Origin of the sequence: Chromobacterium vaccinii (genome assembly GCF_000971335.1) — a bacterium.
In the GTDB taxonomy this organism is placed as follows: domain Bacteria; phylum Pseudomonadota; class Gammaproteobacteria; order Burkholderiales; family Chromobacteriaceae; genus Chromobacterium; species Chromobacterium vaccinii.
Genome location: NZ_JZJL01000028.1, coordinates 1 through 25,464, shown reverse-complemented (window position 1 = coordinate 25,464; position 25,464 = coordinate 1). Strand labels below are relative to the sequence as shown.

22 protein-coding genes and 1 tRNA gene are annotated in these 25,464 nt (G+C 65.1%); 15 read left to right on the top strand and 8 right to left on the bottom strand.

The features are described from left to right. Positions 1-132 precede the first annotated feature (132 nt). The 6 genes from VL52_RS14390 to VL52_RS14365 all read left to right on the top strand — a co-directional run bounded on the left by VL52_RS14390 (position 133) and on the right by VL52_RS14365 (position 5,019). Positions 133-867 carry a Phenylacetic acid catabolic protein gene (locus VL52_RS14390; RefSeq protein ID WP_021476420.1) on the top strand — a complete coding sequence of 245 codons (735 nt, stop codon included), beginning with the start codon at positions 133-135 and terminating at the stop codon, positions 865-867. Between the two features lie 31 nt (positions 868-898). Then, complete coding sequence (locus VL52_RS14385; RefSeq protein WP_144408837.1) at positions 899-1,702, top strand: hypothetical protein; 804 nt, start codon at positions 899-901, stop codon at positions 1,700-1,702. A gap of 205 nt (positions 1,703-1,907) precedes the next feature. Next, entirely contained in the window at positions 1,908-3,320 is a 1,413-nt protein-coding gene (locus VL52_RS14380; protein ID WP_046157659.1) for a cytochrome P450, read from the top strand. Positions 3,321-3,379: 59 nt separating this feature from the next. Further along, positions 3,380-3,769, top strand: a complete 390-nt coding sequence (locus VL52_RS14375) for a GFA family protein (RefSeq protein WP_046157691.1) — start codon at positions 3,380-3,382, stop codon at positions 3,767-3,769. A gap of 106 nt (positions 3,770-3,875) precedes the next feature. Further along, positions 3,876-4,598, top strand: coding sequence for a helix-turn-helix transcriptional regulator (locus VL52_RS14370; protein WP_082113759.1), 723 nt, complete (start codon positions 3,876-3,878; stop codon positions 4,596-4,598). Positions 4,599-4,674: 76 nt separating this feature from the next. After that, positions 4,675-5,019, top strand: coding sequence for a tRNA-binding protein (locus VL52_RS14365; RefSeq protein ID WP_021476415.1), 345 nt, complete (start codon positions 4,675-4,677; stop codon positions 5,017-5,019). Between the two features lie 46 nt (positions 5,020-5,065). Here the strand turns inward: VL52_RS14365 and VL52_RS14360 are convergent, their stop codons facing one another. Continuing rightward, entirely contained in the window at positions 5,066-5,926 is an 861-nt protein-coding gene (locus VL52_RS14360; protein ID WP_046157657.1) for a hypothetical protein, read from the bottom strand. Between VL52_RS14360 and VL52_RS25580 the strand changes: the two genes are divergently transcribed. Together VL52_RS25580 and VL52_RS14355 are read left to right on the top strand one after the other, a co-directional pair. Next, complete coding sequence (locus VL52_RS25580) at positions 5,925-6,056, top strand: hypothetical protein (protein ID WP_268753710.1); 132 nt, start codon at positions 5,925-5,927, stop codon at positions 6,054-6,056. The genes VL52_RS14360 and VL52_RS25580 overlap by 2 nt on opposite strands. Positions 6,057-6,295: 239 nt before the next feature. Continuing rightward, positions 6,296-6,928, top strand: coding sequence for a 4'-phosphopantetheinyl transferase family protein (locus VL52_RS14355; protein ID WP_235429304.1), 633 nt, complete (start codon positions 6,296-6,298; stop codon positions 6,926-6,928). Positions 6,929-6,944: 16 nt separating this feature from the next. Here VL52_RS14355 and VL52_RS23375 read toward each other — a convergent pair whose 3' ends face one another. From VL52_RS23375 to VL52_RS24590, 5 genes are all read right to left on the bottom strand, one after another. Further along, a complete protein-coding gene (locus VL52_RS23375; RefSeq protein WP_052717552.1) occupies positions 6,945-7,403 on the bottom strand; it encodes a hypothetical protein in 459 nt (152 codons plus the stop codon). 20 nt (positions 7,404-7,423) lie between these two features. Further along, a complete protein-coding gene (locus VL52_RS14345) occupies positions 7,424-8,491 on the bottom strand; it encodes an extracellular catalytic domain type 2 short-chain-length polyhydroxyalkanoate depolymerase (protein WP_046157655.1) in 1,068 nt (355 codons plus the stop codon). A 173-nt stretch (positions 8,492-8,664) separates the two neighbouring features. After that, positions 8,665-9,582, bottom strand: a complete 918-nt coding sequence (gene dsdC / locus VL52_RS14340) for a DNA-binding transcriptional regulator DsdC (RefSeq protein ID WP_046157654.1) — start codon at positions 9,580-9,582, stop codon at positions 8,665-8,667. 6 nt (positions 9,583-9,588) lie between these two features. Further along, a complete protein-coding gene (gene dsdA / locus VL52_RS14335) occupies positions 9,589-10,935 on the bottom strand; it encodes a D-serine ammonia-lyase (RefSeq protein ID WP_046157653.1) in 1,347 nt (448 codons plus the stop codon). An 84-nt stretch (positions 10,936-11,019) separates the two neighbouring features. Further along, the gene (locus VL52_RS24590) at positions 11,020-11,205 is read right to left on the bottom strand and encodes a hypothetical protein (RefSeq protein WP_144410256.1); all 186 of its coding nucleotides are present in this window, start codon (positions 11,203-11,205) and stop codon (positions 11,020-11,022) included. Positions 11,206-11,232: 27 nt separating this feature from the next. Between VL52_RS24590 and VL52_RS25025 the strand changes: the two genes are divergently transcribed. The 4 genes from VL52_RS25025 (at position 11,233) to VL52_RS23365 (ending at position 18,840) form a co-directional block, all read left to right on the top strand. Beyond that, positions 11,233-12,399, top strand: a complete 1,167-nt coding sequence (locus tag VL52_RS25025; protein ID WP_052729306.1) for a methyl-accepting chemotaxis protein — start codon at positions 11,233-11,235, stop codon at positions 12,397-12,399. Between the two features lie 114 nt (positions 12,400-12,513). Further along, the gene (locus VL52_RS14325) at positions 12,514-12,822 is read left to right on the top strand and encodes an STAS domain-containing protein (RefSeq protein WP_046157688.1); all 309 of its coding nucleotides are present in this window, start codon (positions 12,514-12,516) and stop codon (positions 12,820-12,822) included. A 7-nt stretch (positions 12,823-12,829) separates the two neighbouring features. Continuing rightward, complete coding sequence (locus VL52_RS14320; RefSeq protein WP_046157652.1) at positions 12,830-14,527, top strand: fused response regulator/phosphatase; 1,698 nt, start codon at positions 12,830-12,832, stop codon at positions 14,525-14,527. Positions 14,528-14,559: 32 nt separating this feature from the next. Beyond that, positions 14,560-18,840, top strand: a complete 4,281-nt coding sequence (locus VL52_RS23365; RefSeq protein ID WP_052729305.1) for a response regulator — start codon at positions 14,560-14,562, stop codon at positions 18,838-18,840. Between the two features lie 213 nt (positions 18,841-19,053). Here the strand turns inward: VL52_RS23365 and VL52_RS14310 are convergent. Beyond that, positions 19,054-19,138, bottom strand: a tRNA-Leu gene (locus VL52_RS14310). 182 nt (positions 19,139-19,320) lie between these two features. Between VL52_RS14310 and VL52_RS14305 the strand changes: the two genes are divergently transcribed. Both VL52_RS14305 and VL52_RS14300 read left to right on the top strand, forming a co-directional pair. Then, positions 19,321-20,010 (top strand): Bax inhibitor-1/YccA family protein, encoded by a 690-nt coding sequence (locus tag VL52_RS14305; protein ID WP_021476584.1) that lies wholly within the window; start codon positions 19,321-19,323, stop codon positions 20,008-20,010. 229 nt (positions 20,011-20,239) lie between these two features. Further along, on the top strand, positions 20,240-20,671 hold the full coding sequence (locus tag VL52_RS14300; RefSeq protein ID WP_046157651.1) for a cupin domain-containing protein: 432 nt from the start codon (positions 20,240-20,242) through the stop codon (positions 20,669-20,671). A gap of 156 nt (positions 20,672-20,827) precedes the next feature. Here VL52_RS14300 and VL52_RS23360 read toward each other — a convergent pair whose 3' ends face one another. Further along, positions 20,828-23,686 (bottom strand): GGDEF domain-containing protein, encoded by a 2,859-nt coding sequence (locus VL52_RS23360; protein WP_052729304.1) that lies wholly within the window; start codon positions 23,684-23,686, stop codon positions 20,828-20,830. A 246-nt stretch (positions 23,687-23,932) separates the two neighbouring features. Here VL52_RS23360 and VL52_RS14290 point away from each other — a divergent pair, with 246 nt between their 5' ends. Then, entirely contained in the window at positions 23,933-25,339 is a 1,407-nt protein-coding gene (locus VL52_RS14290; protein ID WP_046157650.1) for a purine-cytosine permease family protein, read from the top strand. The last annotated feature ends 125 nt before the right edge of the window (positions 25,340-25,464 follow it).

Genomic DNA, 25,464 nt, shown 5'->3' with positions numbered 1-25,464 from the left:
CTGGCCCGCTTCATTGACCATCTCCGCTCGCAGGCCGACTTGCGCCTGTTTTCGGCGACGCGCCGCGCTCCGGTAAGTAATTCCGCTGCGGCGGATCATCGTCGCCATTCACTCTGGAGAAAGGAAAACATGATGGAAAGCAAGATCAATCCGCATGAAGTGAGCCTGGAGGGAATTGGCTCGATGCCGGACGAATACCGCGACACCTTGATTCATCAGTTGCTGGCTAACGGAGAAGGCGAGCTGAGCGCGGGAGATACCTATATCGATTCCTTCTACCCCTTGGCCCCGGATGCGGACGAACGCTATATCTGCGCGCAGTTCGCCGCGGAAGAGGTGGATCACTTCCGGCGATTTTCCCGCTTGCTGGCTGAGCTGGAGGTCGATACCTCCCACATGCTGAGCCAGAAGAAAGAGGAGCGACGGTATTTCGCGGCGGAAAGCATGACCATGGAGTTTCGCAGCTGGGAGGAGCGGGCGGCTTTCAGTTTTCTGTGCGAGCTGGAGGGGCATTACCAGATCAAGGAGATGGTGGGCAGCAGCTATCTGCCATTGCGCGCGGAAGCCCAGGCGGTGCTGAAGGAAGAGGCCCGGCATTTCAGCCATGGCGCGCTGCTGATGAGGAGAGCGGCGAAGGACAAGGATGCGCGGGCGCGGGCGCAGGAGGCGTTGGACCGCTTGTATCCAATGGCGATGGACATGTTTGGCCGCTCAGACTCGCGCCGCAGCGAAACGGCGGTGAGATGGGGGCTGCGGCAGTACACCAACGGCCAATTGCGCGATCTCTATCGCGACGACGTCCTAGGCCATATCCAACGTCTGGGTTACGAGGTTCCCGACGAGATGGCCTGCCGCAAGTATTTCTGACGCAGTCCGTGTATGTCGACAGGAGAGCATCATGAAAGATATGGCAATGGCAGTGGAAGCGCTAGCCCGGAAAGTGATGAACCACCGGGTGTTTGATCATCCCATGTACCGTCACTGGGCCTGTGCGCCGCTGCCGGCGGCTCAATCGGCGGCCTTGTTCCATCAGGTGCAGAATTTTTGCGCCTCGACCCGGCTGGGAATGGCCTTTCCGCAGGGCTTAAGGAGCATGGGTTTGCCGAAGCAGGCGGAGTTGATGTCCGAAATCGAGATTTCGGAGAGCGGCCATGGTCCCGACCTGGCGAGAATGGCGGGCCACATCGTCAATCTGGCCGGCAAGGAGCGGGTGTTCGATGATCTGGACGACCAGGCGGAAGTGGAGGCCGGGCTGAAACGCTACTCCGACCAGCTTCTGGGCGACCTGCCCGGCTATGATCGAGCCAGCGGCCTGACTCGCCAGGCGCGCGAGGCTATCGCCGTGTTTCAGCAGAGAAGCCGGTCGGACCCCGAGTCCACCATCCGCAATCTGGGCATCGCCTTCGCGCTGGAATTGATTTCCAACCGCTCGCTGATTCCGGGCGAGAAACGGGCGCTGGTTGACTCCGGCCACTACGGCGTAAGTCTGAAAGACCCGGAAATGTACTATCTGCTTGACCACTGGGGGGAGTGCGGCGCGGAGCAGCAACATGAGCTGAATGTGCGGCAAGCCATTGCGGGCGTGCTCAATGCCGAAACCGAACCGCTGGTCCTGTCCGGCATCGACGCTTTCCTCGATGCGCTGGCGGCATTGTGGGACGTGATCGACAGCCAGTTGTTGCCGACGGAGGCGGCGGTCTGAAACAGGAAGCCGCCGCAGCGCTATTTTTGTTTTTTGTTCCTGGCCGGTCCGACGGTTTTATCGCTTTGTCGCCGTTGCCTTGAAAAGCGCGCCGGCTTGCGGCAGAAAACGGGATTCATTCATTACTTTATAGGCGATATGAATAATACTTATGGTTTTTGTTTCCATTCGCCACATTTTAATGGATGGATGGTATGATTTTTGAATGAAAACGCCACCGCAATCCTCCTGTCCATTCCATGCCGGCGGCCATCCGCCGGCATCGCCCAAACCGTCCTCCGGCAGTTGGCCGCCGGGCCCGGAAGCCGGCCTGACCGGTTGGGGGCTGCTGACCCAGCTGTCGCGCGATTTGATGGGCACGCTGGCCGGCTGGCAGCGCGAGTTCGGCGATCTGGTGCATGTGCGCACCTGGCCGGAACACCAGGTCATCGTTTCCGATCCGCATCTGGCGCGCGAGCTGCTGGTCAATCAGGCCGACTCGCTGCGTCGCTGGGAGCGGGCGCTCAGCGTGTACGGCCGGGTGCACGGTCATAGCGTGTTGATCGCCGAAGGAGAGGCCTGGCGCGAGAAGCGGCAGGCGCTGCAGCCGGACTTCACGCGCAAATCGGTGCAGGCGTTCTCGCCGTCCATCGAGGCGGCCGCCCGGCGGGCGTTCGAGCAATGGCCGGATCGGCGCGACGCCTGGCCGATAGAGAGCGAGCTGACATCGGTGACGATGGAAGTGATTCTGCGGATGATGTTCTCCAGCGGCGTCGGAAGCGAGGCGCGGGAGGCGGAGGAAGCCGTCCATACCTTGATGGTGGCCTCCACCGAAGAGTTGTGGAGGCCGGCCAGCCTGCCGGACTGGGTGCCGTGGCAGCGCAAGCGCCGCCGCGCGCGGCTGCTGATGAACGGTTTGATCGAGCGGCACTTGCAGGCCAGGCTGCGCCTGCCGGCGGACGCATGGCCGGAGGATCTTTTGTCCCGCCTGTTGCGGCTCCATCTGCAGCAACCGAAAAGTTGGCCATTGCAGGCGGTGAGGGACGAGTGCAAGACGGCCTTCCTGGCCGGCCACGAGACGGTGGCGGCCTCGCTGTCCTGGTGGGCCTGGTGCATGGCGTCCCATCCGGATATCCAGGAAAAGGCGCGGGCCGAGGCGTTGGCGGCATGGCCCGGCGAGGAAAGCGCGGACGCGGACTTGTCCGCGCTGCAATACGTAAGCCAGACCCTGCTGGAAACAATGCGCCTGCACCCGGCGGTGCCGCTGCTGATGAGCCGGCGAGCAGTCAAGCCGGTGACGCTGGGAGACTGGACCTTCCCGGCAAAGACGGTATTCATGGTGCCGATGCAGTTGATGCAGCATGACGAGCGCTGGTTCCCCGAGCCGCTCAGCTATCGCCCGGAACGTTTCGACCCCGATGCGGCCAGGCCGCAGCAGGGCACCTATCTGCCCTTCGGCGGCGGGCCGCGCGTGTGCCTGGGGCAGCATCTGGCGGTGGCGGAGATGACGCTGGTGGCCGCGCAGCTGCTGTGCAGATATCGCTTGTCGGCTCCGGCCGGGATGGCGCCGCCGCGAGCCGTGTTCCATGTTTCGCAACGCCCGAGCGTGCCCTTGGCGCTGGACATCGCGCGCATCTGACCCGCGCCGGCGGCATGTTTGGCGGTTGGCGCGACAGAACTTTCGAGGAGGCGACGCTGATGCTCGAAGGAGGCTGCCTGTGCGGCGCCGTGCGGTATGCGGTCCGCGATGAGTTCCGCTATGCGCTCAATTGCCACTGCGGCCAATGCCGGCGGGCCACCGGGGCGGCATTCAAGCCCTTTGCCGGCATCGAGCGGCAAAAGCTCAAACTGATCCGGGGGCAGGGCTGCCTGCTGATTTATGGCGACGAGCGCGCGCATGACGCGCGCTGCGGGCAATGCGGATCGCTGCTGTATTCGGTAGTGCGCGGCGGAGAGTTCGTCCATGTGGCGTTGGGCACTTTGATCGACGTCCCGGCCATCCGCCCTTCCGCGCATATTTTCGTCGGCTCCAAGGCCGAGTGGCACGACATCACCGACAATCTGCCGCAGCACGACGAGTTTCCCTGAGGCCCGGATCGCCCGCGCTGTTCGCGACGGGAGCCGGGCCGGCTTGGATGGGGCGGGCCGTTCGGCTATCCTTTTCGGCATTGATTCGACCGACGACCTTTTTACGATGTCTCACTCCATGTTTTTCGCCCGCATCGAACTGCTGCATTACGGCAGCGACAGCGTCCGCCACGCCCATGACGGCCATCACCAGTGGGTGCTTGGCCTGGCGGGGGCATTGGAGCTGGAGATGGAAGGGCGGCCCTATCTGAACGGCGCGGGTTCCGCGGTGCGCATCCCGGCCGGCGTTTCCCATTGCTATGCCGGCGCGCCGGGCAACCGGCAACTGGTGCTGAACGTGCCCATTCAGGAAAGCGGCGCGGACGCGGCGGCATGCCAATTGACCTTGCCGCCCGCGGCGCGGGAGCTGGCGGACTGGGCGGCGCGGCATCCGCAGCCGGAAGCGCGGCAGCCTATGTTGTCCGGCATGCTGTTGGACCTGTTGTTTCCTGATGCCCCGGCGGTTTTCCAGCTGTCGCCGCGGCTGGGCCGTTTTCTGGCTTCGCGGCTGGGGCGGCCGTTGACGGTGGCGGACATGGCGGCCGCCTGCCATTTGTCGGCCAGCCAGTTCCACGCGCGGTTGAAAGCGGAAACCGGGCTGACGCCGATGGCCTATCTATGCCGGATGCGGATGGAACGGGCGCGGCGTTTGCTGCTGGACGGACGCGCCAGCGTGCTGGATGTGGCGCTGCAGGTGGGCTACCAATCGGCTTCCGCTTTCAGCGCCGCGTACCGGCAGCGGTTCGGCGCCAATCCCAGCGAAGCGCGGGGCAGAGTCCGGCGCGCTTGAACCGTAGTCCGGCGCGCGTTGCGTTCGCGCGGTTCGGCCATACTGCGGCCATGTCTGATCACATGGAAAACGCGAAATGTCCGATTCAAGCAGCCTTAGCTGGGAAGATTTCCTCAAGGTGGAATTTCGGGCGGGGACCATCGTCCACGCCGAGCCCAACGCTCAGGCTCGCAAGCCTGCCTATGTGCTGAAGGTGGATCTGGGCGAGCTGGGGGTGAAAACATCCAGCGCCCAGATTACCGACCATTACCTTGCCGCCGAGCTGATCGGCAAGCGGGTGCTGTGCGTATGCAATTTCCCGCCCAAGCGCGTGGCTGGCGTGCGCTCGGAGGTGCTGGTGACCGGGGTGCACGACGAGGCGGGCCGGGTGATGCTGGCCGAGTTTCCGCTTGCGGCTCCGAACGGCGGCCGGCTGATGTGACGCGATTGGCCGCGGCCGCCCCGCGGAACGGGGCGGGCGGCACGATTTAGCTCAAACGTTTGATGATGTTGCTATTGCCGTTAGCGCGCACCACCACCCAGCCGGCCGGGATCGGCGAGCCCAGCATTACCTGCAGTTCGGTGCCGATCGCCGCGCCCTTGGTGTAGTAGATGTCGTTGCTGTTGCCGTTGGCGCGGGTGACCACCCAGTCGGCGGGAATGGGCGAGCCCAGCATCACCGTGATCTGGCGGCCGTATGACGAGCCGGCGACATTGTGGATGGTGTTGAAGTTGCCCATGGCGCGGGTGATCACCCAGCCGTCGGGCACCGGCGAGCCGACGGCCACCTGCAGCTCCGCCTCCTTGGGCGCGTTGTTGGCGTTGTAGATGTCGTTGGAGTTGCCGTTGGGGCGGACGATGACCCATCCCGGGGGAATCGGCGAGCCCAGCATCGCGGTGAAGCGCGCGCCGTAGCTGGCGCCGGTGACATAGGTCAGCTGATTGCTTTGGCCTTCCGCTCGGGTGACGATCCAGCCGTCCGGTATCGGCGAGCCCACCATCGCGCTGAGCTGGGTGCCGTAGCTGGCGCCGACGGTGTAGAAGATCACATTGCTGTTGCCGTTGGCGCGGCGGACGATCCAGCCGGCGGGGATGGGGGAGCCCAGCATCACGGTGAATTCCTGCCCGTATCTCGCGCCCTGGGCATCGGTGATCTCGTTCATGGTGCCGGTGGAACGGGTGATCACCCAGCCGGTCGGCACGGGCGAGCCGACCATGATCCATTGGGTCTGGCCAAAGGAAAGCGGCGAGACTCGTGATTGCGGCGCGGCGCTTTGCGTCGGCGCTGCGGATGCGGCGCCGGCAGCGGCCAGCGCGGCGGCGAGAATCAGCAATTGGCGGTGGTTCATGTTCGCTCCTGACAAGATGGTTGCTGTGGATAGAGCCAAGGCTGCATTTTGCCGCCATGATATGACATTTGATTTTTGGCGGGTGTTTTTTGCGGGTGGAATTGATCTGGAGCAGGCGAGTTTGGCCTGAAGCGTTGTTTGCCTGACGGCTTGCCGCGCGAAGCCTGGGCGGCGTGGGATCGGCCGGGCTTGCGAGGTTTTCCCGCCGCGGGCGCTTGCGCCGCCATGCTTGCTGGTTTACCTTGCAGCTTTTCGCCGGGCAGTCCGGCTTCCCTTTCTTATCCCATGTCGATCGCCATAGCTGAATTAGCCGAATTTTTGCCGGATGTCGCTTCCTATCCATTGGAGGAGTGCGACGGCGTGGCCGTGATGCGTTGCCGTTTTCGTATTTCAGCCTACGATGACGCCTGGTTCGCCGCGCTGGGCGTGGCGCGTCCGGATACGCTGGAGCGGGCGGTGCCCAAAAGAAAGGCGGAGTATCTGGCGGCGCGTTATCTCTGCAAGCTGTTGCTGGAGGCGCGGGGCCTGCCGCCCGGCGTCGGCAGCGGCCGGCATCGGCAGCCGTTGTGGCCGGCGGGCTGGACAGGCGCCATCACCCACAGCGACGAAACCGCGATGGTGGCGCTGGCGCCGGCCGATGACGGGCTGATGCTGGGCATGGATCTGGAGCGCTGGATGTCGGACAAGACCGCCGGCAATGTGCGGACCGGCATTCTGGTGGAGGGCGAGGACGAAGTTCTGGCGGGATCGTGGCCGTTTCCGCGTGCGCTGACGCTGGCTTTTTCCGCCAAGGAAAGCCTGTTCAAGGCGCTGTACCCAACAGTGGGCGAGTATTTCGATTTCGACGCGGCGGAAATGGTCCGGGTGGATTGGGATCGGGGGCGTTTCTCCATTCGCCTGCGCAAGACGCTGGCGCCCGGCCTGGAGGCCGGGCGGGCGTTCGATGGCGGCTTTTATCTGCAAGACGGGCAGGTGCTGACGCTGATCCGGGCGTCGTCCTGAGCCGCGGCCTGGCCGCTCAGCTGTTTTCCCGCTCGGGATCGCCGCGCTGCAGTTGCGCCCAGTAGCCGTAGTTCACTTCCAGATTCTCCTGCAGGTCCGACAGATTGACGGCGTAGTTGCCGACGATTTGCACCGCCTGCATCGCCAGATTGCATTCCTGTTCCAGCAGCTTGGACAGGGTGTTGGCGTTGCGCAGCTTCTCGGCCTCTCCCAGCCAGCCTAGCCAGTGTTCTGCCCAGGCGTTTTGCTGCTGCTGCAGTTTTTGCAGCGCGGACTGCTGCAGCTGGAACAGGCTGAACCAGGTTTGCGGCTGCGCGGCGTTGGGCAGCAGGGCGAGCGTGGAGCCGGCGTTGTTGAGGCCGCGGGCCAGCCAGTTGCTGAACAGGGTGTCGACTTTGGCCGGCGCCGCCGCGTTCCGGGCGGTGGCGTCCAGCGCGGCGGACAATTGACGGACGTTGTCGTCGGTATTGGACATGGCGGTTCCTTTCTGCGCGCTCAGCCGCCCAGGCGGTCGAGCATGGCGTGGATGGCGCGGATTTGCACCGCGTTGCGCGAGTAGTAGTCCGGATTGGCCGGATCGTCGCTGGAATAGCCCCACCAGTCCCAGCAGCCGTCCGGATTCTGCGCCTGGTTGTCGTCGCTGCCGCTGGCCTGGGGATAGAGGACGATGATGTTGTTGCTGTCGGCCAGATAGTTGTAGCCGGTGGTGGTGACGTAGCGGTTGCCGTAGGGCGGCTGGCTGGAAATGTCGGCGCGGCCATAGCTGAAGTCGACGTAGCTGTAGCCCTGCTTGCAGCCGTGCAGCGCGATGTGCACGCGGGCGGGCGCGCCATCTGCGACTGCTTGCGGCACGTAGGCGTAGCCGAACTTGCCCATGCTGGCGTAGGCCTGCTGGCCGTCGAGGAATTCTGACTGGTCGAAGCGCAGCAGGCGGCCGCTGAGCCTCTCCGCGGGCGGCTTCAGGTCCGGATAGATGTGGTTGAGGATGCGGTGGGACTGCATGAAGCCGCCATTGTTGAGATACGGCGGCTGGTTGAGCTCCAGCGGCGAGTCCTCGGGGTTGTCGGTGATCAGCGAGTGGCCGGCCGGCAGGTCGTCGTGGTAGGCCAGGTTGGCGTCGGACAGGCCCAGCAGCCGGTACAGTTCGCGGGTCTGGGCGACCACCGGGGAATGCACCACATTGTCCTGGGTGCCGGTGAAGATGTAGACGCGGTTGTTGCGCAGATTGGACAGCGCGTCTATTTTTCCGGCCTGTTCGGCCTCCTGGGCCAGTTGCAGCGAGCGGCGGGCGTTCGGCGCCAGTTCAGGCAGCAGCGGCGCCATGCACAGCTGCAGCGCGTTCAGCTCGTAGGCGTCCTCCGCCAGCGGGGCCGCGCCGCGAAAGGTTTCCACGCCGCGGTACGGGCCGCCGGCCACCACGCCGGCGCCGGCGAAGCTGGCGGAGTGGGCCAGATGCAGCTGCACCGTCATGAACGCGCCCGAGGACAGGCCGGAGACTGAACTCTTGCCTTTCTCCACTTCGTATTTTCCCAGCCGCACCACTTCCGGGAATATGTTGGGCATCGCAAACCTCCTGTCTGTTCAAGCGTTGGGAAACGGAACCTGCGCGAGGCATTGTCAGCGCATTTATTGACATTTGCGTGACCGCGGTCATCTGGTATGACGGCGCGTTGACAGAGAGGCGGATCACGTGTTGTGCGGCGCACAACGCATGATCCGGATGCGCGGGGAGGGGGCTAGCCGGCGGCGGACTGTTGCAGCCAGTCGATTACCGCTCGCAGCCGGGACGGCATGGGGCCGAGTTTGGGGTGGACCAGATAGTAGGCATAGCGCTCCACGGGCTCGAAAGCGCCCAGGGGCAGCGTCAGCTGGCCGCTGTCCAGCAGCGGCTGGGCGAGCTTGCGGCGGGCGATGGCGACGCCGGCGTGGCCGACTGCGGCGGCCAGGCACAGATCGGAGCGATCCAGCGTCAGCCCGCGCGGCGGCAGCAGGGATTCGCCGCCATGCCGGCGGGCCCACAGCGTCCACTCCGCGTCGTGGGCGGCCTGGCGCCAGGCTTGCGCGTCGTGCAGCAGCCTGCAGTCGCGCAGCCGCGCCGGATCGGTCGCCAGGCCATGGCGTTCCGCGTAGGCGGGGCTGCAGACCGGCGCCATCTCTTCGTCCATCAGCTTGTGGGAGACCAGGCCCGGAAAATGGCCGTCGGCGTAGTACAGCGCCAGATCGGCGCGGCCGCCGCGGAAGTCTGCGTCGCCGTTGCCGGTGCGGATATCGAGATCGATCCGCGGATGGCGGTCGGCGAGGGCGGCCAGGCGGGGCGCCAGCCAGCATTGGGCGATGGAGGGATGGGCATGGAGGGCGACGCGGCCGGAAGGCTCGGCGTCGGCTTCGGGGTAGAGCGCGGCGTCGAGCTCGGCCATGCTTTTTTCCAGCGCGGCGAAGATGCGCTCGCCGTCCGCGGTGAGACGGATGCCGCGGGTCAGGCGCTGAAACAGCCGCAACCTCAGCGAGCGCTCCAGCCGGGCGATGCGGTGGCTGACCGCGCTCGGCGTCAGGCACAGCTCGTCGGCGGCCGCGGCGAAGCTCAGCCGGCGCGCGACGGCCAGGAAGGTGTGCAGATTGGCGAGCTGGCCGCCGTCCAGCCGTGTCGGATGCATCGGCGCTCAGCCCGCCAAGCCGCGGCCGCGCCGCAGGTAATCGTCCATTTCCGCCTCCGGAACCATGCTGCCGCCTGTCGCCCAGATTAGGTGGGTGGCACGGGCGAGCCGTTCCGCGTCCAGTCCCATGCGTTGGCGATAGCCCTGGTTTTCGTCCAGCACGCGGACGATGCCGGGCGCGCCGGCCAGCGCCGAGGGTTCCAGGCGCAGGCCTTCCGTCCGCTCCAGCATGGCCAGCAAGCGGAACAGCTCATCGTCGTCCACCGTGTAATAGCCGTCGATCAGCCTTTGCATCGCGCGGCCGACGAAGCCGGAGGGGCGGCCGACGGCTAGTCCGTCGGCGGCGGTGCGGTTGTCGATGCCGAAGTCCTGAACCGAGATCCGGTCGTGCAGGCCGGTGAGCACGCCCAGCATCATGCAGGGCGAGTGGGTTGGCTCGGCGAACAGGCAGTGGACGGCGTCGCCGAAGGCCAGCTTGAGACCGAAGGCTACGCCGCCGGGCCCGCCGCCGACGCCGCAGGGCAGGTAGGCGAACAGCGGATGGTCGGCGTCCACGCGCACGCCGGCCTCCGCCAATTGGATCTTCAGCCGTTGAGCCGCCACCGCGTAGCCAAGGAACAGGTGGACGGAGTTTTCATCGTCGACGAAGTGGCAGGAGGGATCGCCGGCAGCTTGCGCACGGCCTTGCGCCACTGCGGCGCTGTAGTCGGAATCGTACTCCGCCACGGTTACGCCGTGCGCGCGCAGCTTGTCTTTCTTCCATTGCCTCGCGTCGGAGGACATGTGCACGGTGGCCTGGAAACCCAGTTTCGCGGCCATGATGCCGATGGACAGGCCGAGGTTGCCGGTGGAGCCGACGGCGACGCGGTGGCGGCCGAACAGCGCGCGCGCTTCCGGGCCGTCCAGTTTCGCGTAGTCATCGCCGGGATGGAGCAAACCGTGCGCCAGCGCCAGTTCTTCAGCGTGCTTCAACACCTCGTAGATGCCGCCGCGCGCCTTGATCGAGCCGGAGATCGGCAGATGGCTGTCGGCCTTCAGCCACAGGCGTCCGGGCAGCTCCATGCCGTAGCGGCGCTCCAGCGCTTGCTGGAAGGCGGCTGCGGGGAGCAGCGGCGATTCGATGATGCCGCCGCTGTCTGCGGTCTCGGGGAAGGCGCGGCGGATATAGGGCGAGAAGCGCTGCAGGCGGGCGGAGGCGTCGGCGACGTCGCCGATATCCAGGCCGGCGTCGCCCAGCGCCTGGGCGGCGGGCGCGACCGCGGGATTGAACCAGGCGCACTCGCGCAGATCGGTCAGGTCCCGGATTTCGGGGTGGATCTGCCGCCATTCGTCCAGCGTTTTGCCGTGAATCATCTTGGATGTCCTGTCTTGGCCGCGAAAATCCGGCGGAAGTCGCCATTAAACGACAGCCCGAGGCGGCTGGCAAAAGACGAATTTTCAGGCGATCGCTGATCCCTGTTCAAGCGCGGCGACATTCTGTGAGTCTGTTTCATGTTGCGCGGCGTCAATGTCGCGCATGGTTTTTGCAACTGGCTGTTTGACAGGCATCGCCTTATGCGCCATATCGCAATAATCGGTGGCGGCAAATTCGATTGGCATGCCGCAAGCATCGGCGGCTTTCAATTTTCTCTTCCATACTCCGGCTGAAAGATGAATCCTTCTGACATCAAGGCGGATCCTAGACCCAGGATCCTGTTGTGCTGCGCCGCGCTGTGGCTGTGCGCTTGCGGCTTGCTGGCTTTGCTGGGGGGAGGTTTGCCCGGTTACCTGGCCTTGTCCCTGCTGGCTGCCGGGAGCTTGCTGGTTGTCTGGCTGCTGGCCGCCCCGCCGCCGCCGCTTGCCGACGATGGCTTGTCCGAGTCGCGAGAGCGGATGCTGAGCGGTCTGGGCCTGCTGGGCAACGGCATCTCCGACGTGTCCGGCGCGGTGGAGCGGGACGTGACGCAAATGCAGACCATTTTGAGCGACGCCATCGTCAAGCTGGTGCAGGGGTTTTCCGACATCGAGGCGATGTTGCGCGAACAGCAGGCGCTGGCGCTGAAAATCGTCCAGCATGGCGATCATGGCGATGGCGTCGGGTTCGACGCATTTCTCAAGCGCACCTCGCAGAGCATGACGGAATTCGTCGACAACACCGTCAGCACCAGCAAGACGGCCATGGTGCTGGTTGATCGCATGCATGAGATCAAGAAGCGGGTCGACGCGGTTGAGAGCGCGCTCAGCGACATGGCGGAGATCACCGCCCAGACCAATATGCTGGCGCTGAACGCCGCGATCGAGGCGGCCCGCGCGGGCGAGGCCGGGCGCGGATTCGCGGTGGTGGCGGACGAGGTGCGCAAGTTGTCGCAGCGCTCTTCCGATTTTTCCGGACAGATACGCCAGTCGATAGACCTGATGGTGCAGGCCATCGAGCACGCCAAGTCGGAAATCTTCGAGATGGCGTCCCGCGACATGAATTTCGCGCTGGACGCGAAGACCCAGATCGAGGACATGCTGAGCCAGCTGTCGCGGATGAACTCGGACACGGGGCAGGCGGTGGACCAGCTGTCGCAGATCGCCGGGCGCGTCGGGGACAGCGTGCGCTCCACGGTGACCGCGCTGCAGTTTCAGGACTTGGTGTCTCCGCTGGTGCGCAACGTCAGCAGCCGGATGCAGGGTTTTTACCAAGTGGGCGACAGCATGCGCCAGATGAACGGCAAGGATGAGATCGAGGGGCTGGAGGACATGCGCCGCCAGCTACAGCAGCTGGTCGACAGGCACCAGGCCAACAGCGCCGCGCCGCAGGGAATGTCGGCTGGCGACATCGATCTGTTCTGAGCGGGAGGGCATGTCCCGCAAGGGTTTGCAGTCAGCCGCGCGATCGGCGGGCCCCTGAGGCGCGGCATCGGAATCAACCGCTTCTGATCAGGGCGGACAATGGAGGGCGGCGAGATGGGCGTCAGGCTGAGCAAGGCTGCGGACAAGTCGGTGATCGCAGTGGAGGGCCGTTTTGATTTCGAGCAGCACGAGGCGTTCCGGGCATGTCTGGACGAGGCGTTGGCGCGCGGGACGGGCCTGGGGCTGGCAGTTGACCTGTCGCGGGTCGATTACCTGGAAAGCTCGGCGCTGGGCATGCTGCTGGTGATGCGGGACCGGGCCAAGGCGCTGGGCATAGACAGCATCGCGCTGCTGGGCTGCCGGGGCTTTGTGCGGCAGATTCTGGAGGTGGCCAGCTTCGACAAATTCTTCGCCATCCGCTGAGCACCCCATGGATCGCACTTTCACCGTGTTGGTAGCCGAGGATGTCGAGCCCACCCGGCTGTTGATGGGCTTGGTGATCCAGGAGATGGGCCACCAGGTCTGGTATGCCGAGAACGGCCTGCAGGCTGTCGAGCAATGCCGGCGGGAGCTGCCGGACATGGTGCTGATGGACATGATGATGCCGGTGATGGACGGCCACGAGGCCACCCGGCAGATTCGCCAGCTGTGTCCTGACCGCTGGCTGCCCATCATCTTCCTCAGCGCGCGCAGCGATGAAGAGGCCCACATCAGCAGCCTGGACCTGGGGGCCGACGACTACCTGCCCAAGCCGATCAATCTGACCATGCTGGCGGCCAAAATCCGCGTGATGCAGCGGATCAGCGAGATGCAGCGGCGGATTTCCGACGACTCCCGCCAGTTGCTAGGCTATTACCACACCAACGAACGCGAGCAGTTGTTCGCCAAGCACGTGCTGGAGAGCATCGTCGGCAGCGAGGAGCAGGATCTGCCGGGCGTGCATAGCTGGCAGCAGTCCGCGGAACAGTTCAGCGGAGACGTGCTGGCCCGCGCGCTGTCGCCGACCGGGCAATTGTGCATCATGCTGGCGGACAGCACCGGACACGGGTTGTCCGCGGCGCTGTCTTGCCTGCCCGCGGTCGACATTTTCTATGCGATGGCGCGGCGAGGCTTCCCGCTGACCTCGATGGCGCGCGAAATCAACACCAAGCTCAACCGCTTGCTGCCGGTGGGGCGCTTCGTCGCCGCGGCGCTGATCACCATAGACTGGGAGCTGGGCTGCGTCGAAGTGTGGAACGGCGGCATACCCTGCGTCTTGTTCGTCGATGACGACGGTTGTCCGATGAAAGAGTGGAAGTCGCAATATCCGCCGCTGGGGATCTTGTCCGCCGACGAGTTCTGCTGGGGCAGCGAGACTTATTTCTGGGAGCAAAGCGGGCAACTGGTGGTGTGTTCCGACGGATTGACCGAAGCCGAGAATCCTGGGGGCGGACAGTTCGGAATGGGAGGATTGCTGCAGGCGCTGATATCGAACCCGGCCTCGCCGCTGGATGGCATCCGGCTGGCCGTGTTGGAGCATTTGAGCGGAGCGAATAACCGCGACGACATCTCTTTGGGCGTGGTCCGGCTGGAGGCGGGCGTTAATGCCGCGCTGGACCGAGTGGCGGATCATCTGGGGCGCGACGACGGCGGCCAACTGAGCTGTTGGCGGGTACGGCTGGTTTTCGGCGTGGAGGAGTTGCAGCGCGATCAAAGCATTCCGCTGTTGATAGGCTGGCTGAATCAGCTGGGCTTTCGCGGGCGGCAATTCAAGGAAGTGTTGTTGATCGTATCGGAGCTGTTCAATAACGCGCTTGACCATGGCGTGCTGGGGCTTGACTCCGGTATGAAAGACCAGCCGGATGGATACGAGCGCTATTTCATGCTGCGACGCGAACGACTGGCCGAGCTGGAGCGGGCCGAGGTTGAGCTTGTGCTGGAGCGCCGGAGGGAAAATGGCGGCGACGCGGTGTTGATACGCTTGCGCGACAGCGGAACGGGATTTGATTACCCGGCCCTGATGGAAAAGCTGAACCGGCAGGCCGGCAGCCACCGCCATGGCCGAGGCGTGTCCCTGGTGAACGCCTTGTGCGCGAGACTGGCTTACCATGGCCGCGGAAACGAAGTGGAAGCGGAATTCAGGCTGTAAGGTTTCGCCATCGACAAGAGGGAGCCGGTCTGATGATGTCCTTGTCCGACAGCTTGTCTGCGCCGTCCCGGCGCGCCGCCTCCGCCTTGGCCGGTGCCGTCGCGCTGTCCACGTTCTGGGCGCTGGGGTTGGCTCGCGGCCATGGCCTGATCGTTCCCCTTTACGGCAACGCGCTGGCCTTGCTGCTGCTGTGGCGGGCCTGGACGCGGCCCGGGCGCCATGCGCTGGCGCTGGCCGCATTCTGGCTGGGCGGCTGGGCTTATCTGGGCGCGCTGCCCGCCGCCGAGCTGGCCGTCGCCAGTTGGCTGCAGGCGGTTGGCGCGGGAATGCTGCTGAGCCGAGCAGTGGAGCGCGGAGCGGCGGTAGGCGGGCTGGCGGCGGCGCTGCTGCCGGGCGCGCCGGGCGCGCTGCTGCTTTGGATGCATCCATGGCTGGATGCCGGCGGCTGGTACGCGGGCGGCATCGTGGCGGGGCTGACGCTGCTGCCGCCATGGGCGGCGCTGAGGCGGTTCGGCGCCGCCGGTTTGAAGCTGGACCGCGTATTGATGCTGGTCGCCCTGGCGCTTGCCTGGTGCGCGCTGACGGCGAAGTGGCGGCCGTTGGGTGTCGCCGATCTGGTTCTGCCCGTATTGCTTGCCGTACTGCTGCTGGATGCGTCGGGCGCGATGCTGGCGCTGCCGCTGATGGCCGTTCTGGCTTGTGAAACCCTGATTCGTCTTTTTCCGGAAGCCATGCCGGAGCCGCTGCGCCACCCGGGGCAGCTGGTCTGGTTCTCCCAGGCGCTGTTCTGGCTGGCCGCCGCGCTTTTGCCCCATGCGGCCGGGCAAGTCCTGAGAGCGCGCGCGGAGGGGTCGCTGGGGCGGAGGCGTTTGTCGCAGGCGCTCAATGGCATTGAAAGCCATGGCGCGCTGCTGGACGAGGGAGGGCGGCTGCTGGAGGCGGGCGATGGGCTGTGTCGCCTGCTGGGCGCCGGGCCGCGTGGCCAGGACATGGCGGCTTGCTGCGCGCTGGAGGATGTTCCGCGCTGGCGCGCGGCCCTGGCGCGACGCGACGCGCCGCAGCGGTTGCGCTTGCGGCTGCGGGCCGGAGAGGATGCTTTCCTCCATTGCGAACTCGGCCTGACGCCGCTGGAGGAGGGGGCGGACGGCATAGCCTGGCTGTTGCGGGTGGAGGTTCTGGCGCAGCAGAGACCGGACGAGCGCGAGGCCGCGGCTATTCAGGCGCAGTTTGAGTCGTTGCTTGCCGCGTTCGATATCGGGCGGTGGACGTGGGACGCGGCGGCGCAGTCATTGGCGTGGGATGAGCGGATGCGCGTGCTGCACGGGGCCGACGGCGAAGAAACGGTCAACTGGGCGCGCTGGCGGAGCTGCGTGCATCCGGACGAGCTGGCGGCCTGGGACGGACTCTGGACTGATGAGTTGCGCGGGCTGGCGGCCGAGGGCTGGGATTATCGCATCGTGGACGGTGAAGGCCGCTTGCGCTGGTTCCGGCTGTGCGCCCAGGTGGCGCGGGACGAGGCCGGGCGGGTATTGCGAGCCGAGGGCGTGTGCTGGGACGCGGGCAGTCTGCAGGAGGGGCGGGCCGAATTGCGCCGCGTGCGCGACGAGTTGCAAACCGTGCTCGACTCGATGCCGGCGATGGTCAGCTATTGGGACGGCAATCTGCACAATGTTTTCGCCAACCGCGCCTATCTGGACTGGATGGGGCTGGAGATGGGCGACGTCATGGGGCGCCATCTGCGCCATGTGGTCGGAGACGAGCGCTACCGCGCCAACCAGCCTTATATCCAGGGCGCGCTGGGCGGCGTGGCCAGCCTGTCCGAGCGCTGCATCATCGACCTGAGCGGCCAGGAACGGCATCTGCTGGCGCATTACGTTCCGCATTGGCAGCAGGAGCAAGTCAGCGGATTTTACGTGTTCGTCACCGACATCACGCCGCTGAAGCAGGCGCAGCGGGAGCGGCAGGAGGTGCAGGCCAGGCTGCAAGGCATTATCGATTCCGCCAGCGATTTCGCGATCATCGCCACCGATCTGCGAGGCGAGATCAGCATTTTCAGCGCCGGCGCCGAGCGCATGCTGGGATATCGCGCCGATGAGCTGACGGGACTGGCCACGCCGATGATCCTGCATCTGCCGGAGGAGGTGGCCAGGCTCGAGAGCGAGCTGTCGGAAGAGCTGGGGAGGCCTGTTGTCGGCTTTGATGTTTTCGTGGAGAAAACGCGTCGGGGCGGCAGCATCATCCAGGAGTGGACTTACCGCCACAAGGATGGCCGGCACATCCCGGTCAGCCTGGTGACCACCGGCATCTGGCAGGATGGCTGGCTGTATGGCTTCGTCTGCATCGCCAAGGATGTCCGCGCGGAGCGGGAGGCGACGCGGATGCTGGAGCTGGCCAAGGAACAGGCCGAAAGCGCCAGCCGGGCCAAGAGCGAATTCGTCGCCAACATGAGCCATGAAATCCGCACGCCGATGAACGGCGTGCTCGGCATGCTGGAGCTGCTGTCAAGCACCAGGCTGGACGGCGCGCAGCGCGACTATCTGGACATGCTGCAGCTGTCCTGCCGCTCGCTGATGGCCATCCTCAACGACATCCTGGACTTTTCCAAGATGGAGGCCGGCAAGCTGGAAGCGGCCCGCGCCGATTACGACCTGAACGAGGTGCTGGGCGCGCTGGCGGCGATGATGTCGATGAATGCCGCGCGCAAGTCGCTGGAGTTGGTGATCGCCGTCGAGCCGGATGTGCCTGGGGACCTGGTTGGCGATCCTCTCAAATTGCAGCAGGTGCTGGTGAATCTGGCCGGGAATGCGATCAAGTTCACCGATCGGGGCGAAGTGGTGGTAACCGTGGGGCTGGAGAGGGGGGCTGCCGGCGACAAGTTGTTGTTCTCCGTTCGCGATACCGGTCTGGGGATGGACGAGGCGCTGTTGAAAACGGTATTCGACCCCTTTATCCAGGCAGATTCCTCCAATACGCGGCGTTTCGGCGGCACCGGCCTGGGTTTGACGATTTCCCGGCGTCTGGTCGAACTGATGGGCGGCGAGATGGGGGTGGAAAGCCGATTGGGCGAGGGCAGCCGCTTCTGGTTTTCCTTGCCTTTCGAGGTCGCCGGAAAGGCGCGCGCGGCGACTGCCACCCTTGGGCGCGTGCTGGTGGTGGACGACAATGCAGGCAGCCGGCAGGCCGTCTGCTGGCATGTGGAGCGCCTGGGCGGATCGCCCGAAGGGGCGGCGGACGCGGACGAGGCTCTGGCTGTCCTGGCGGGAGAGGAAGGAGCGGCATTCGGGATAGCCCTGGTGAACTGGCGGCTGGGAGAAGAGAGCGGGCTGGCGCTATGCGGCGAGATACGCCGGCGCTGGCCGGACCGCGACATCGCCCTGATCTCGATGGCGAGAGCCGACGACAGGGTCAGGCTGGACCGGGCGACGGGGCGAGAGGCGTTGAATGGCGTGCTGGTGAAGCCGGTAATCGCCGGGGCGCTGGCAGATGCTTGGCGAAACGCGCGCGCGCGCGAAGCGGAGTCCGGGGCGAGGCCGTTCGGCGCCAGGCCCGCGGGATGGCGGCCGGCGCGCATCTTGCTGGTGGAGGATAATCCGATCAACCAACAGGTGGCTTGCGGCTTGTTGCAGCAGGCGGGCTTGCAAGTGGAGACCGTGGAGAACGGCCGGTTGGCGGTGGACGCGCTGAGGGAGCGGGGCGGAGATTACTCGCTGGTGTTGATGGACAGGCAGATGCCGGTGATGGACGGCGATACCGCGGCGTCGTTGATACGCGGAGAGCTGGGGCTGAAACTGCCCATCATCGCGATGAGCGCGGGCATGTCGCCCGAGGAACGGTCGGGGTGTCTGCGCGCCGGCATGGACGAGTTCATCGCCAAGCCGATACAGCTCGATCGCTTGTACGCGGTGCTGGATCGTTACCTGGCTTGGCGGCCGGAGGAAGAAAAGGCCGTCGAGCCGGATGAGGTCGTATTTTCAGCCGAGCTGATGCGTCTGGCTGGCTCCAGCCCCGCCGCGCGCGAACGGGTGCGCAAGCTGATGCAGATGCTGATCGATACCAGCGGGCCGGAGATGACGCGCATCCAAACCAGTTTGGAGCAGGGCTTGCTGGATGCCGGCGCCAGGCAGCTGCATGCCTTGCGCGGCAGCGTGGGCTCGTTTGGCGCGGCGGATCTGGTGTCTCTTCTCAAGGGTCTGGAAAAAGCGGTCAAGGAAGGGCGAAGCCAGAGTTGGCCGTCATTGCTGCAGGCTATCGAATTGGAGCTGGAGCGGGTGGCTGGCGCGGCGCGAGCCTGGCTGGCGGATAATCCCGCCTGACGCGCTGGACGGATGACTTGTTTCTGTTGGACTAAAGCATTGGGTCCGGCTTGCTCTGCTTGGGACACTGTCGGGGACAAAATTGGTCCAAACTATAGCGTATTGCAAAGGGTCGTGCGGAGTTGCAGTGGGAACGTGTTTCTTGGGAAAGCCTTTATTTGCGGGCTTTGGAGGGATGTAATGGGCTGTGGAGGTAAACGTTAAAACTAGGGTTGGTGCGAAAGGAGAGACTCGAACTCTCACGCCTTGCGGCGCTGGAACCTAAATCCAGTGCGTCTACCAATTCCGCCACTCTCGCATCCAAATGGCTTGCAAACGCGGGCTGTCGCCCACATCTGTGCCTTGAGGGAAGGCGATATTACCCCAAGGATTCGCTCAAGACAAGCAGGAAGAAGGGATGGAAACTTATTCCCTTCGGCATGGTCTGTTGCTTACAATCCCAAAAGTCGTTCCAGAATAATCAACTCAGGAGAGTTTCACATGCACCCGGATTTTCAAACGGCCTACCAATCGACCCCGATGGCCGATGTTCGCAACAAAGTGTTGCGCAACACCTATGGCCTGCTGGGCCTGTCGATGATCCCGACCGTCATGGGCGCCATCGTGGGCACCCATATGAGTTTCGCGTTCCTGGCTGGAAGCCCCATCATCGGCATGCTGCTGATCATGGCGGTGTTTTACGGCCTGGTCTTCGCCATTGAGAAGAACCGCTACAGCTCGCTGGGCGTGTTCCTGATGCTGGGCTTCACCTTCATGATGGGCGTCCTGCTCGGGCCCTTGCTGCAGTTCGCGCTCAAGTTCTCCAATGGCGGCCAGTTGATCATGACCGCCGGCGCGGCCACGTCCGTCGTGTTCTTCGTGATGGCCGCCATCGCCACCACCACCAAGCGCGACCTGTCGGGCCTGGGCAACTTCCTGACCGTGGGCGCCATCGTGCTGATGGTGGCCGTGGTGGCCAACCTGTTCCTGCGCATGCCGGCGTTCCAGCTGATGATCTCCGCGGCATTCGCGCTGTTCAGCTCGCTGATGATCCTGTGGCAGGTGAAGACCGTGGTCGACGGCGGCGAGAACAGCTACATCTCCGCCGCGCTGTCCATCTACATCAGCATCTACAATCTGTTCACCAGCCTGTTGCAGCTGCTGCTGGCCTTCGGCGGCAACCGCGACTGATCGCTAGATACTGGCAATCGAAGCCCTCCGCCTCGGCGGAGGGTTTTTTTTATTGCATCCGCAGACAAGCAAGGCGGTTCCGAGTCCATGAGCAAATGGCTCTTGGCGAGTTTGCCGTGCCGTTTTTCTGAACGAGAAGGCGCGGAGTTGCCCTCCGGAAAAGATTGAACTGGCCTGGTCGAGGCGCGTCCAATCGATTCGTTTATTCAAATCGCTAGAGGGAGAAAACATGAAAATCTATTCGGCGGGCCCCTGGTTGGCCTTGTGCGCCGCGTTGCTGGCAGCGCCGTTTGTCCATGCCGCCGAGGGCGGCGGGGTAAAAACCGAGACGCTGCTCAAGACAGAGCGCTCCTGGGATGGCGAGCTTTACAAGGCCTATCCAGCGGGGCAGCCGGAATTGACGATGGTGCGCATCACCATCCCGCCCCATACCAGCTTGCCTTGGCACAGCCATCCATCCCCCAATGCCGCGTATGTGGTCAGCGGCGAGCTGACGGTGGAAAGCCGGGACGGAAAACGTCAGAAACATCTGCGCGCCGGCGACACGCTGGCGGAGATGGTAGGCACCCAGCACCGCGGCGTCACCGGGGACAAGCCGGTGGAGCTGTTGGTATTTTACGCGGGAGCGACCGGCGTGCCCCTCAGCGCCAAGGCTGAGTAGTTTGTGAAAGCCCCCGCTTCTGGTCCACTTGGGCTGGAAGCGGCGGCTTGGTTCCAAGCGCTTTCCGCGGTTGCCTTGACTGCTTCCGCCGAGGCAAACGCCGGTCGAGAGCCTCTGATTGCACGCTTGTCGCAGACGCCGGAGATTCAGGGCCGCTTACCCTACCCGCATCAGCCGGTAGGCGTTGCGCCCGGCGGCCTTGGCCTGGTATAGGCCCTCGTCGGCGACTTCCAGCAGCCTCTCCGGCGTGATGTCGGGCATGTAGGCGTAGGCGACGCCGATGCTGGTGGAGACGCGGCGGAGCTCGCCTGACAGCTTTGCATCCTGGCTGACGGCCGCCATCAGCTTGTCGACCACTGCCGTCGCGGTGCGTTCGGAGTCCAGGCCGACCAGCAGCACCACGAACTCGTCGCCGCCGAGCCGGGCCACGTGGTCTGTGCCGCGCACGTTCTGCCGCAGCCGTCCGGCGAAAATCTTGATCAACTCGTCGCCGGTGGCATGTCCCAGCGTGTCGTTCACTTGCTTGAAGTGATCGATGTCGAGAAACAACAGCGCCAACGCCTGGCGCTTCAGGTAGTGGTGCTTGATCTCGTCACCCAGGATGTCCATGAAAGCCGCACGGTTGAGCAAGCCGGTCATCGCATCCTGAGTGACCTTGTTGCGCAGCTCGATTTCCCGCGCGCGCGACTGGGTGATGTCCCAGATCATCACGTAAAACCCCGATACCGTGCCGTCCGCGTGCTGTTGCGGAATGTAGCGGCCTTCCACATAGCGCTGGCTGCCGTGCAGGAACATTTCCATCTCGAAGGCGGCGGCCTGCCCCTGCAGCGCCTGCTCGACATAGGGCCGCACCGCCGCATAGCTTTCCTCCCCCAGAAAATCGCGCATATTGCGGCCTATCACTTGTTCCGGCGGAATGCCGAACAGCCGGGTGTAGGTCTTGTTGCAATAGCGGTAGCGTTGATCGACGTCGACGAAGGCCACCAGCGCAGGAATGGAGTCGGTGACGGTCTTGAGCAAGGCCTCGCGCAGGACCAGGTCCAGCTCGGCCAGCTTCTTTTGCGTGATGTCGCGCACGCTGATGCTGATGCCGTCTCCGGCGCGGACGATTTCCTGGTGGATCCAGGTGGGGTGGCTTGCGTCGTAGGCTTTGGGCACTTCTTCCGACAGCGGCATGCCGGTGTCGATGACCTGCTTATAGCTTTCGAAGTGGTTGGAGACGTTCAGCGAGGCCGCCAGCGCTTTCCAGTTCCGGCCTATCGTTTCATCCCGGCGCAACTGCCACATTCTTTCCGCCTCGGCGTTGATGTAGACCACGCGGAAATCATCCACCTCGCCGATGTGGTCGCGCAGCGCCTCCATGATGATGAACGCGTCCATATTGGCTTCGGCCGCGTTGCGGAAGCGCTCGGCGGCCAATTCCGCCATCCGGTTGGATTGCAGCACCTCGCGCAGCAGCGGCGAAGTGCGCCAGCGCAGGATCAAGGTGCCCAGCGTGACCATCGCCAGCATGATCAGCGCGTCGATCTCCAGATCATGGCGGATCGGCGCCAGCAGGTCCGCCACCCTGATCTTGTAGCTGAAGGCGAGCCCGCTGTCGCCGACCGGCGCATAGGCGCTGATCACGTCGCGGCCGGAGTAGTCGACCGTATGCATCGAACCGCTTTTGCCGGAAAAGGCCGGCCACATGGTGAAGTGGTGGACGTTGCCGGCGATCGGTATCGTGGGGCCGGGCTCCTGCGGCGACTGCGAGAAGCAGCGCAGATCGTGGTCGTCGTGGCCGCACAGCGCGTACAGGCCGCTGAGGCCGTCGAGCGGGGCGGTATCCAGGACGATGCGGTCGAACATGTCCAGCCGCTGCTCCAGCACCAGCCGCGACGCGCCGGCCGAAGTGCGGTAGACCTCCACGGTGCGGTACAGATAATGGCCGTTCCATAGCAGCCAGGAGCCGGCGGGCGAGCGCAGCGCCAGGGCCTGGCGGGGCCGGGTTTCGAAGTAGCCGACCTGCACCAGCGCGCGGCCCGCCGCATCCTGGATGGCGATGCCGTTCAGCGTCATGTGGTTGCGCGCCGCCAGTTCGGCGGCGGCGGCGCTGGCGTCCAGCTTGCCCCGGCTGGCGTCTTCCAGCAGCTTTTGCACCGACGGGCGCTGGTAGATGCGGCGGGCGATGTCGTCGCTGATGCCGAACTGGGCCACCAGCAGCGCGGCGCGTTGCCGCACGCTGTTGGCCATCACCGTGCTCAGGCTGCGCTCGTGCGCCTGGATGGAGACGCGGTAGATCAGCAAGCCGGTGGCAAGCGAGATGGAGATCAGCAACGCGGTGGCGGTCACTGAAATCGAATCGGCCATGTCCTGCGAGCGCAGGTGGCGGCGCAGCGCCAGCTGCGTCAGCGCGTTCAATCCCAAGGCGGCGGAGATGACGCCCAGCGCGGTCAGCAGCGCCATCCTCACCGAGGCGCCCCAGCTGTACAGCAGTTCCAGATTGATCAGATACGCCACCGCGCCCAGCACGCCGAGCAGCAGCGGCAGCAATACGCAGATCTTCACCGCTCGGCGCCGGATCGGCGTGGAACCCGGCTGCAGCAGCAGGCCGCAGCCCAGCGCGGCCAGCGCCAGCGCGGTCGGCGGCGCCATCCGGCCCGGGTGGGGCGCCATGTCGTGCCGCCAGGCGTGCAGTTGGGGCAGGTCCAAACCCAGGGACCTGCCGCTCAGGTGTTCCAGCAGCGCGACCGTCGCCATCGCCAGCACCAGCGCCGCCAGCACGCGGTGCGCCTGCCATTGCGGCCGCCATAAGGCCAGCGGCAGCGCGAGGCCGTACAGGATCAGACAGAACGCGGTGGCGATCACCATGTGGATGTTTTCCGGAATCAGGGCGGGAGTGCGGAGAAGCCAGCCGCTGATGACGCCGGTTCCCAGCAGGACCAGGAAAAGGCTTGCCGCGATGGCCAGCAATCGATATCGGTCATGCAGCAGCTGGCGTTTGAGTTCGGTGGTGGACAGGATGAATCGGTGCACTTCATTCCATTCTGCGAGCCGGCGCGAAGGGTTCCTATACGAAATGTTAGGACAAATCTCGACGATGGCTGTCCGAGGGAGGGAATAAGCGGCGCGGGGCATGGGCGATCATGCGGAATGGATGGCGCGATGCCGCATGGTTTGGATTTGCCCGTCTTCATGCGGACGGTATAGATTGTTTGGCGCAGGCCCGGAACCGCGCCGCGGCAAGACGGCGCTCCGGATACGGACAAAGGAGAAACCGTCATGAAAGCGAAAACATCCATCGGCGCGCCGCTGATCGAGCGCCGTTCCATAGACTTCATTCCAGAAGGCGAGCGGCATGGCCGCCTGTTCAGCCAGTTCACGTTGTGGCTGGCCGCCAATCTGCAGATCACCGCCGTGGTCACCGGCGCGCTGGCGGTGGTGCTGGGCGGCGACGTCGTCTGGTCCATCGTCGGCCTGCTGCTGGGGCAGATCGCCGGCGGCGCGGTGATGGCCTTGCATGGCGCGCAGGGCCCCAGGCTGGGGCTGCCGCAGATGCTGGCCTGCCGCGCGCAGTTCGGCGTCAAGGGCGCGGTATTGCCGCTGGCGCTGGCTTGCGTCATGTACCTGGGCTTCAACGCCACCGGCATGGTGCTGTCCGGTCAGGCGCTGGGCCAGCTGTTCAAGATAAGCGACGCCGCAGGCAGCCTGTTGTTCGCGCTGGCGGTGCTGCTGGCCGCGGCGCTGGGCTATCGGGCGATACACCGGCTGGGGCGGGCGGCCAGCCTGCTCGGCCTGCTGGCTTTCTGCTATTTGTTCATGCGTCTGCTGGGGCGGGTGGATCTGCTGCCGCTGCTGGCGGCGCATACCCGTTTCGAGCCGGCCGCCTTCACCGTCGCGATATCGCTGTCGGCATCCTGGCAGATCGCCTTCGCGCCCTATGTGTCCGACTATTCGCGCTACCTGCCGTCGGCCACGCCGCCGGCGCGGGTGGCGCTGGCGATAGGCTTGGGTTCCGGCGTGGGCGCGCAGATCGCGATGTCGCTGGGCGTGCTGGTGGCGGCCATCGGCGGCGCGGCGTTCCGCGGGCATGAGGTCGCCTACTTCGTTGGCCTGGGCGCTGACGGCGCCATCGCCGCCGCGCTGTTCTTCTGCGTGGCTTTCGGCAAGGTCACGATTTCCACGCTCAACGCCTACGGCGGCTTCATGTGCGCGGGCAGCATCGCGTCGGCATTCGGCGCGCGGCCGGAGGCGTTGGGGCCGAGTCGGCGTTGGTTGGTCGTCGCCGCGATGGCGCTGGTTTCCCTATCCGTCGCGGTATGGGCGCAGCAGGGCTTTCTGCCGCTGTTCAAGTCTTTCCTGTTGCTGTTGCTGACCCTGTTCACGCCGTGGAGCGCGGTGAATCTGGTGGATTTCTATCTGTTGCGCGGCGGCAAGCTGGACGCGGCGGCGCTGGAGGGAGCGGACTACCGTTGGCCGGGCTTGCTGGCCTATCTGGCGGGCGTGCTGTCGCAACTGCCCTTTATCGACAGCGCGCTGTTCAGCGGCCCCATGGTCCGCGCGCTGGGAGGGGCGGACGTTTCCTGGCTGGTGGGTTGGCTGGGGACGGCCGGCCTGTACTGGCTGATGATGCGCCGGGGCGCGGCCGCGTGGGCGGCCGTCCCCGGCGGAGGGCGAGGCGCCGGCTAGGCGTTTACCATGGTCGCGCCGACGACGGGCATTGCGGCACCACCGGCGCGTTGCTGCCGGTGTCGATGAAGCCGTCGCTGATCCAATGGCCGGCGGCAGTGCGGTTCCAGATGTCGGTGCGGCCC

Excerpts from the sequence above, each read along its gene's own strand:
- dsdC (WP_046157654.1), bottom strand. The coding sequence starts at position 9,582 with ATGCATCCGACACGGCTGGACGGCGGCCAGCTCGCCAATCTGCACACC.
- VL52_RS23365 (WP_052729305.1), top strand. The coding sequence starts at position 14,560 with ATGATGTCCTTGTCCGACAGCTTGTCTGCGCCGTCCCGGCGCGCCGCC.
- VL52_RS25025 (WP_052729306.1), top strand. The coding sequence starts at position 11,233 with ATGAATCCTTCTGACATCAAGGCGGATCCTAGACCCAGGATCCTGTTG.
- VL52_RS14355 (WP_235429304.1), top strand. The coding sequence starts at position 6,296 with ATGCGTTGCCGTTTTCGTATTTCAGCCTACGATGACGCCTGGTTCGCC.
- VL52_RS14325 (WP_046157688.1), top strand. The coding sequence starts at position 12,514 with ATGGGCGTCAGGCTGAGCAAGGCTGCGGACAAGTCGGTGATCGCAGTG.
- VL52_RS14390 (WP_021476420.1), top strand. The coding sequence starts at position 133 with ATGGAAAGCAAGATCAATCCGCATGAAGTGAGCCTGGAGGGAATTGGC.
- VL52_RS14290 (WP_046157650.1), top strand. The coding sequence starts at position 23,933 with ATGAAAGCGAAAACATCCATCGGCGCGCCGCTGATCGAGCGCCGTTCC.
- VL52_RS14370 (WP_082113759.1), top strand. The coding sequence starts at position 3,876 with ATGTCTCACTCCATGTTTTTCGCCCGCATCGAACTGCTGCATTACGGC.
- dsdA (WP_046157653.1), bottom strand. The coding sequence starts at position 10,935 with ATGATTCACGGCAAAACGCTGGACGAATGGCGGCAGATCCACCCCGAA.
- VL52_RS14345 (WP_046157655.1), bottom strand. The coding sequence starts at position 8,491 with ATGCCCAACATATTCCCGGAAGTGGTGCGGCTGGGAAAATACGAAGTG.
- VL52_RS14360 (WP_046157657.1), bottom strand. The coding sequence starts at position 5,926 with ATGAACCACCGCCAATTGCTGATTCTCGCCGCCGCGCTGGCCGCTGCC.
- VL52_RS25580 (WP_268753710.1), top strand. The coding sequence starts at position 5,925 with ATGTTCGCTCCTGACAAGATGGTTGCTGTGGATAGAGCCAAGGCTGCA.
- VL52_RS14300 (WP_046157651.1), top strand. The coding sequence starts at position 20,240 with ATGAAAATCTATTCGGCGGGCCCCTGGTTGGCCTTGTGCGCCGCGTTG.
- VL52_RS14320 (WP_046157652.1), top strand. The coding sequence starts at position 12,830 with ATGGATCGCACTTTCACCGTGTTGGTAGCCGAGGATGTCGAGCCCACC.
- VL52_RS14380 (WP_046157659.1), top strand. The coding sequence starts at position 1,908 with ATGAAAACGCCACCGCAATCCTCCTGTCCATTCCATGCCGGCGGCCAT.
- VL52_RS14305 (WP_021476584.1), top strand. The coding sequence starts at position 19,321 with ATGCACCCGGATTTTCAAACGGCCTACCAATCGACCCCGATGGCCGAT.
- VL52_RS14375 (WP_046157691.1), top strand. The coding sequence starts at position 3,380 with ATGCTCGAAGGAGGCTGCCTGTGCGGCGCCGTGCGGTATGCGGTCCGC.
- VL52_RS23375 (WP_052717552.1), bottom strand. The coding sequence starts at position 7,403 with ATGTCCAATACCGACGACAACGTCCGTCAATTGTCCGCCGCGCTGGAC.
- VL52_RS14385 (WP_144408837.1), top strand. The coding sequence starts at position 899 with ATGAAAGATATGGCAATGGCAGTGGAAGCGCTAGCCCGGAAAGTGATG.
- VL52_RS14365 (WP_021476415.1), top strand. The coding sequence starts at position 4,675 with ATGTCCGATTCAAGCAGCCTTAGCTGGGAAGATTTCCTCAAGGTGGAA.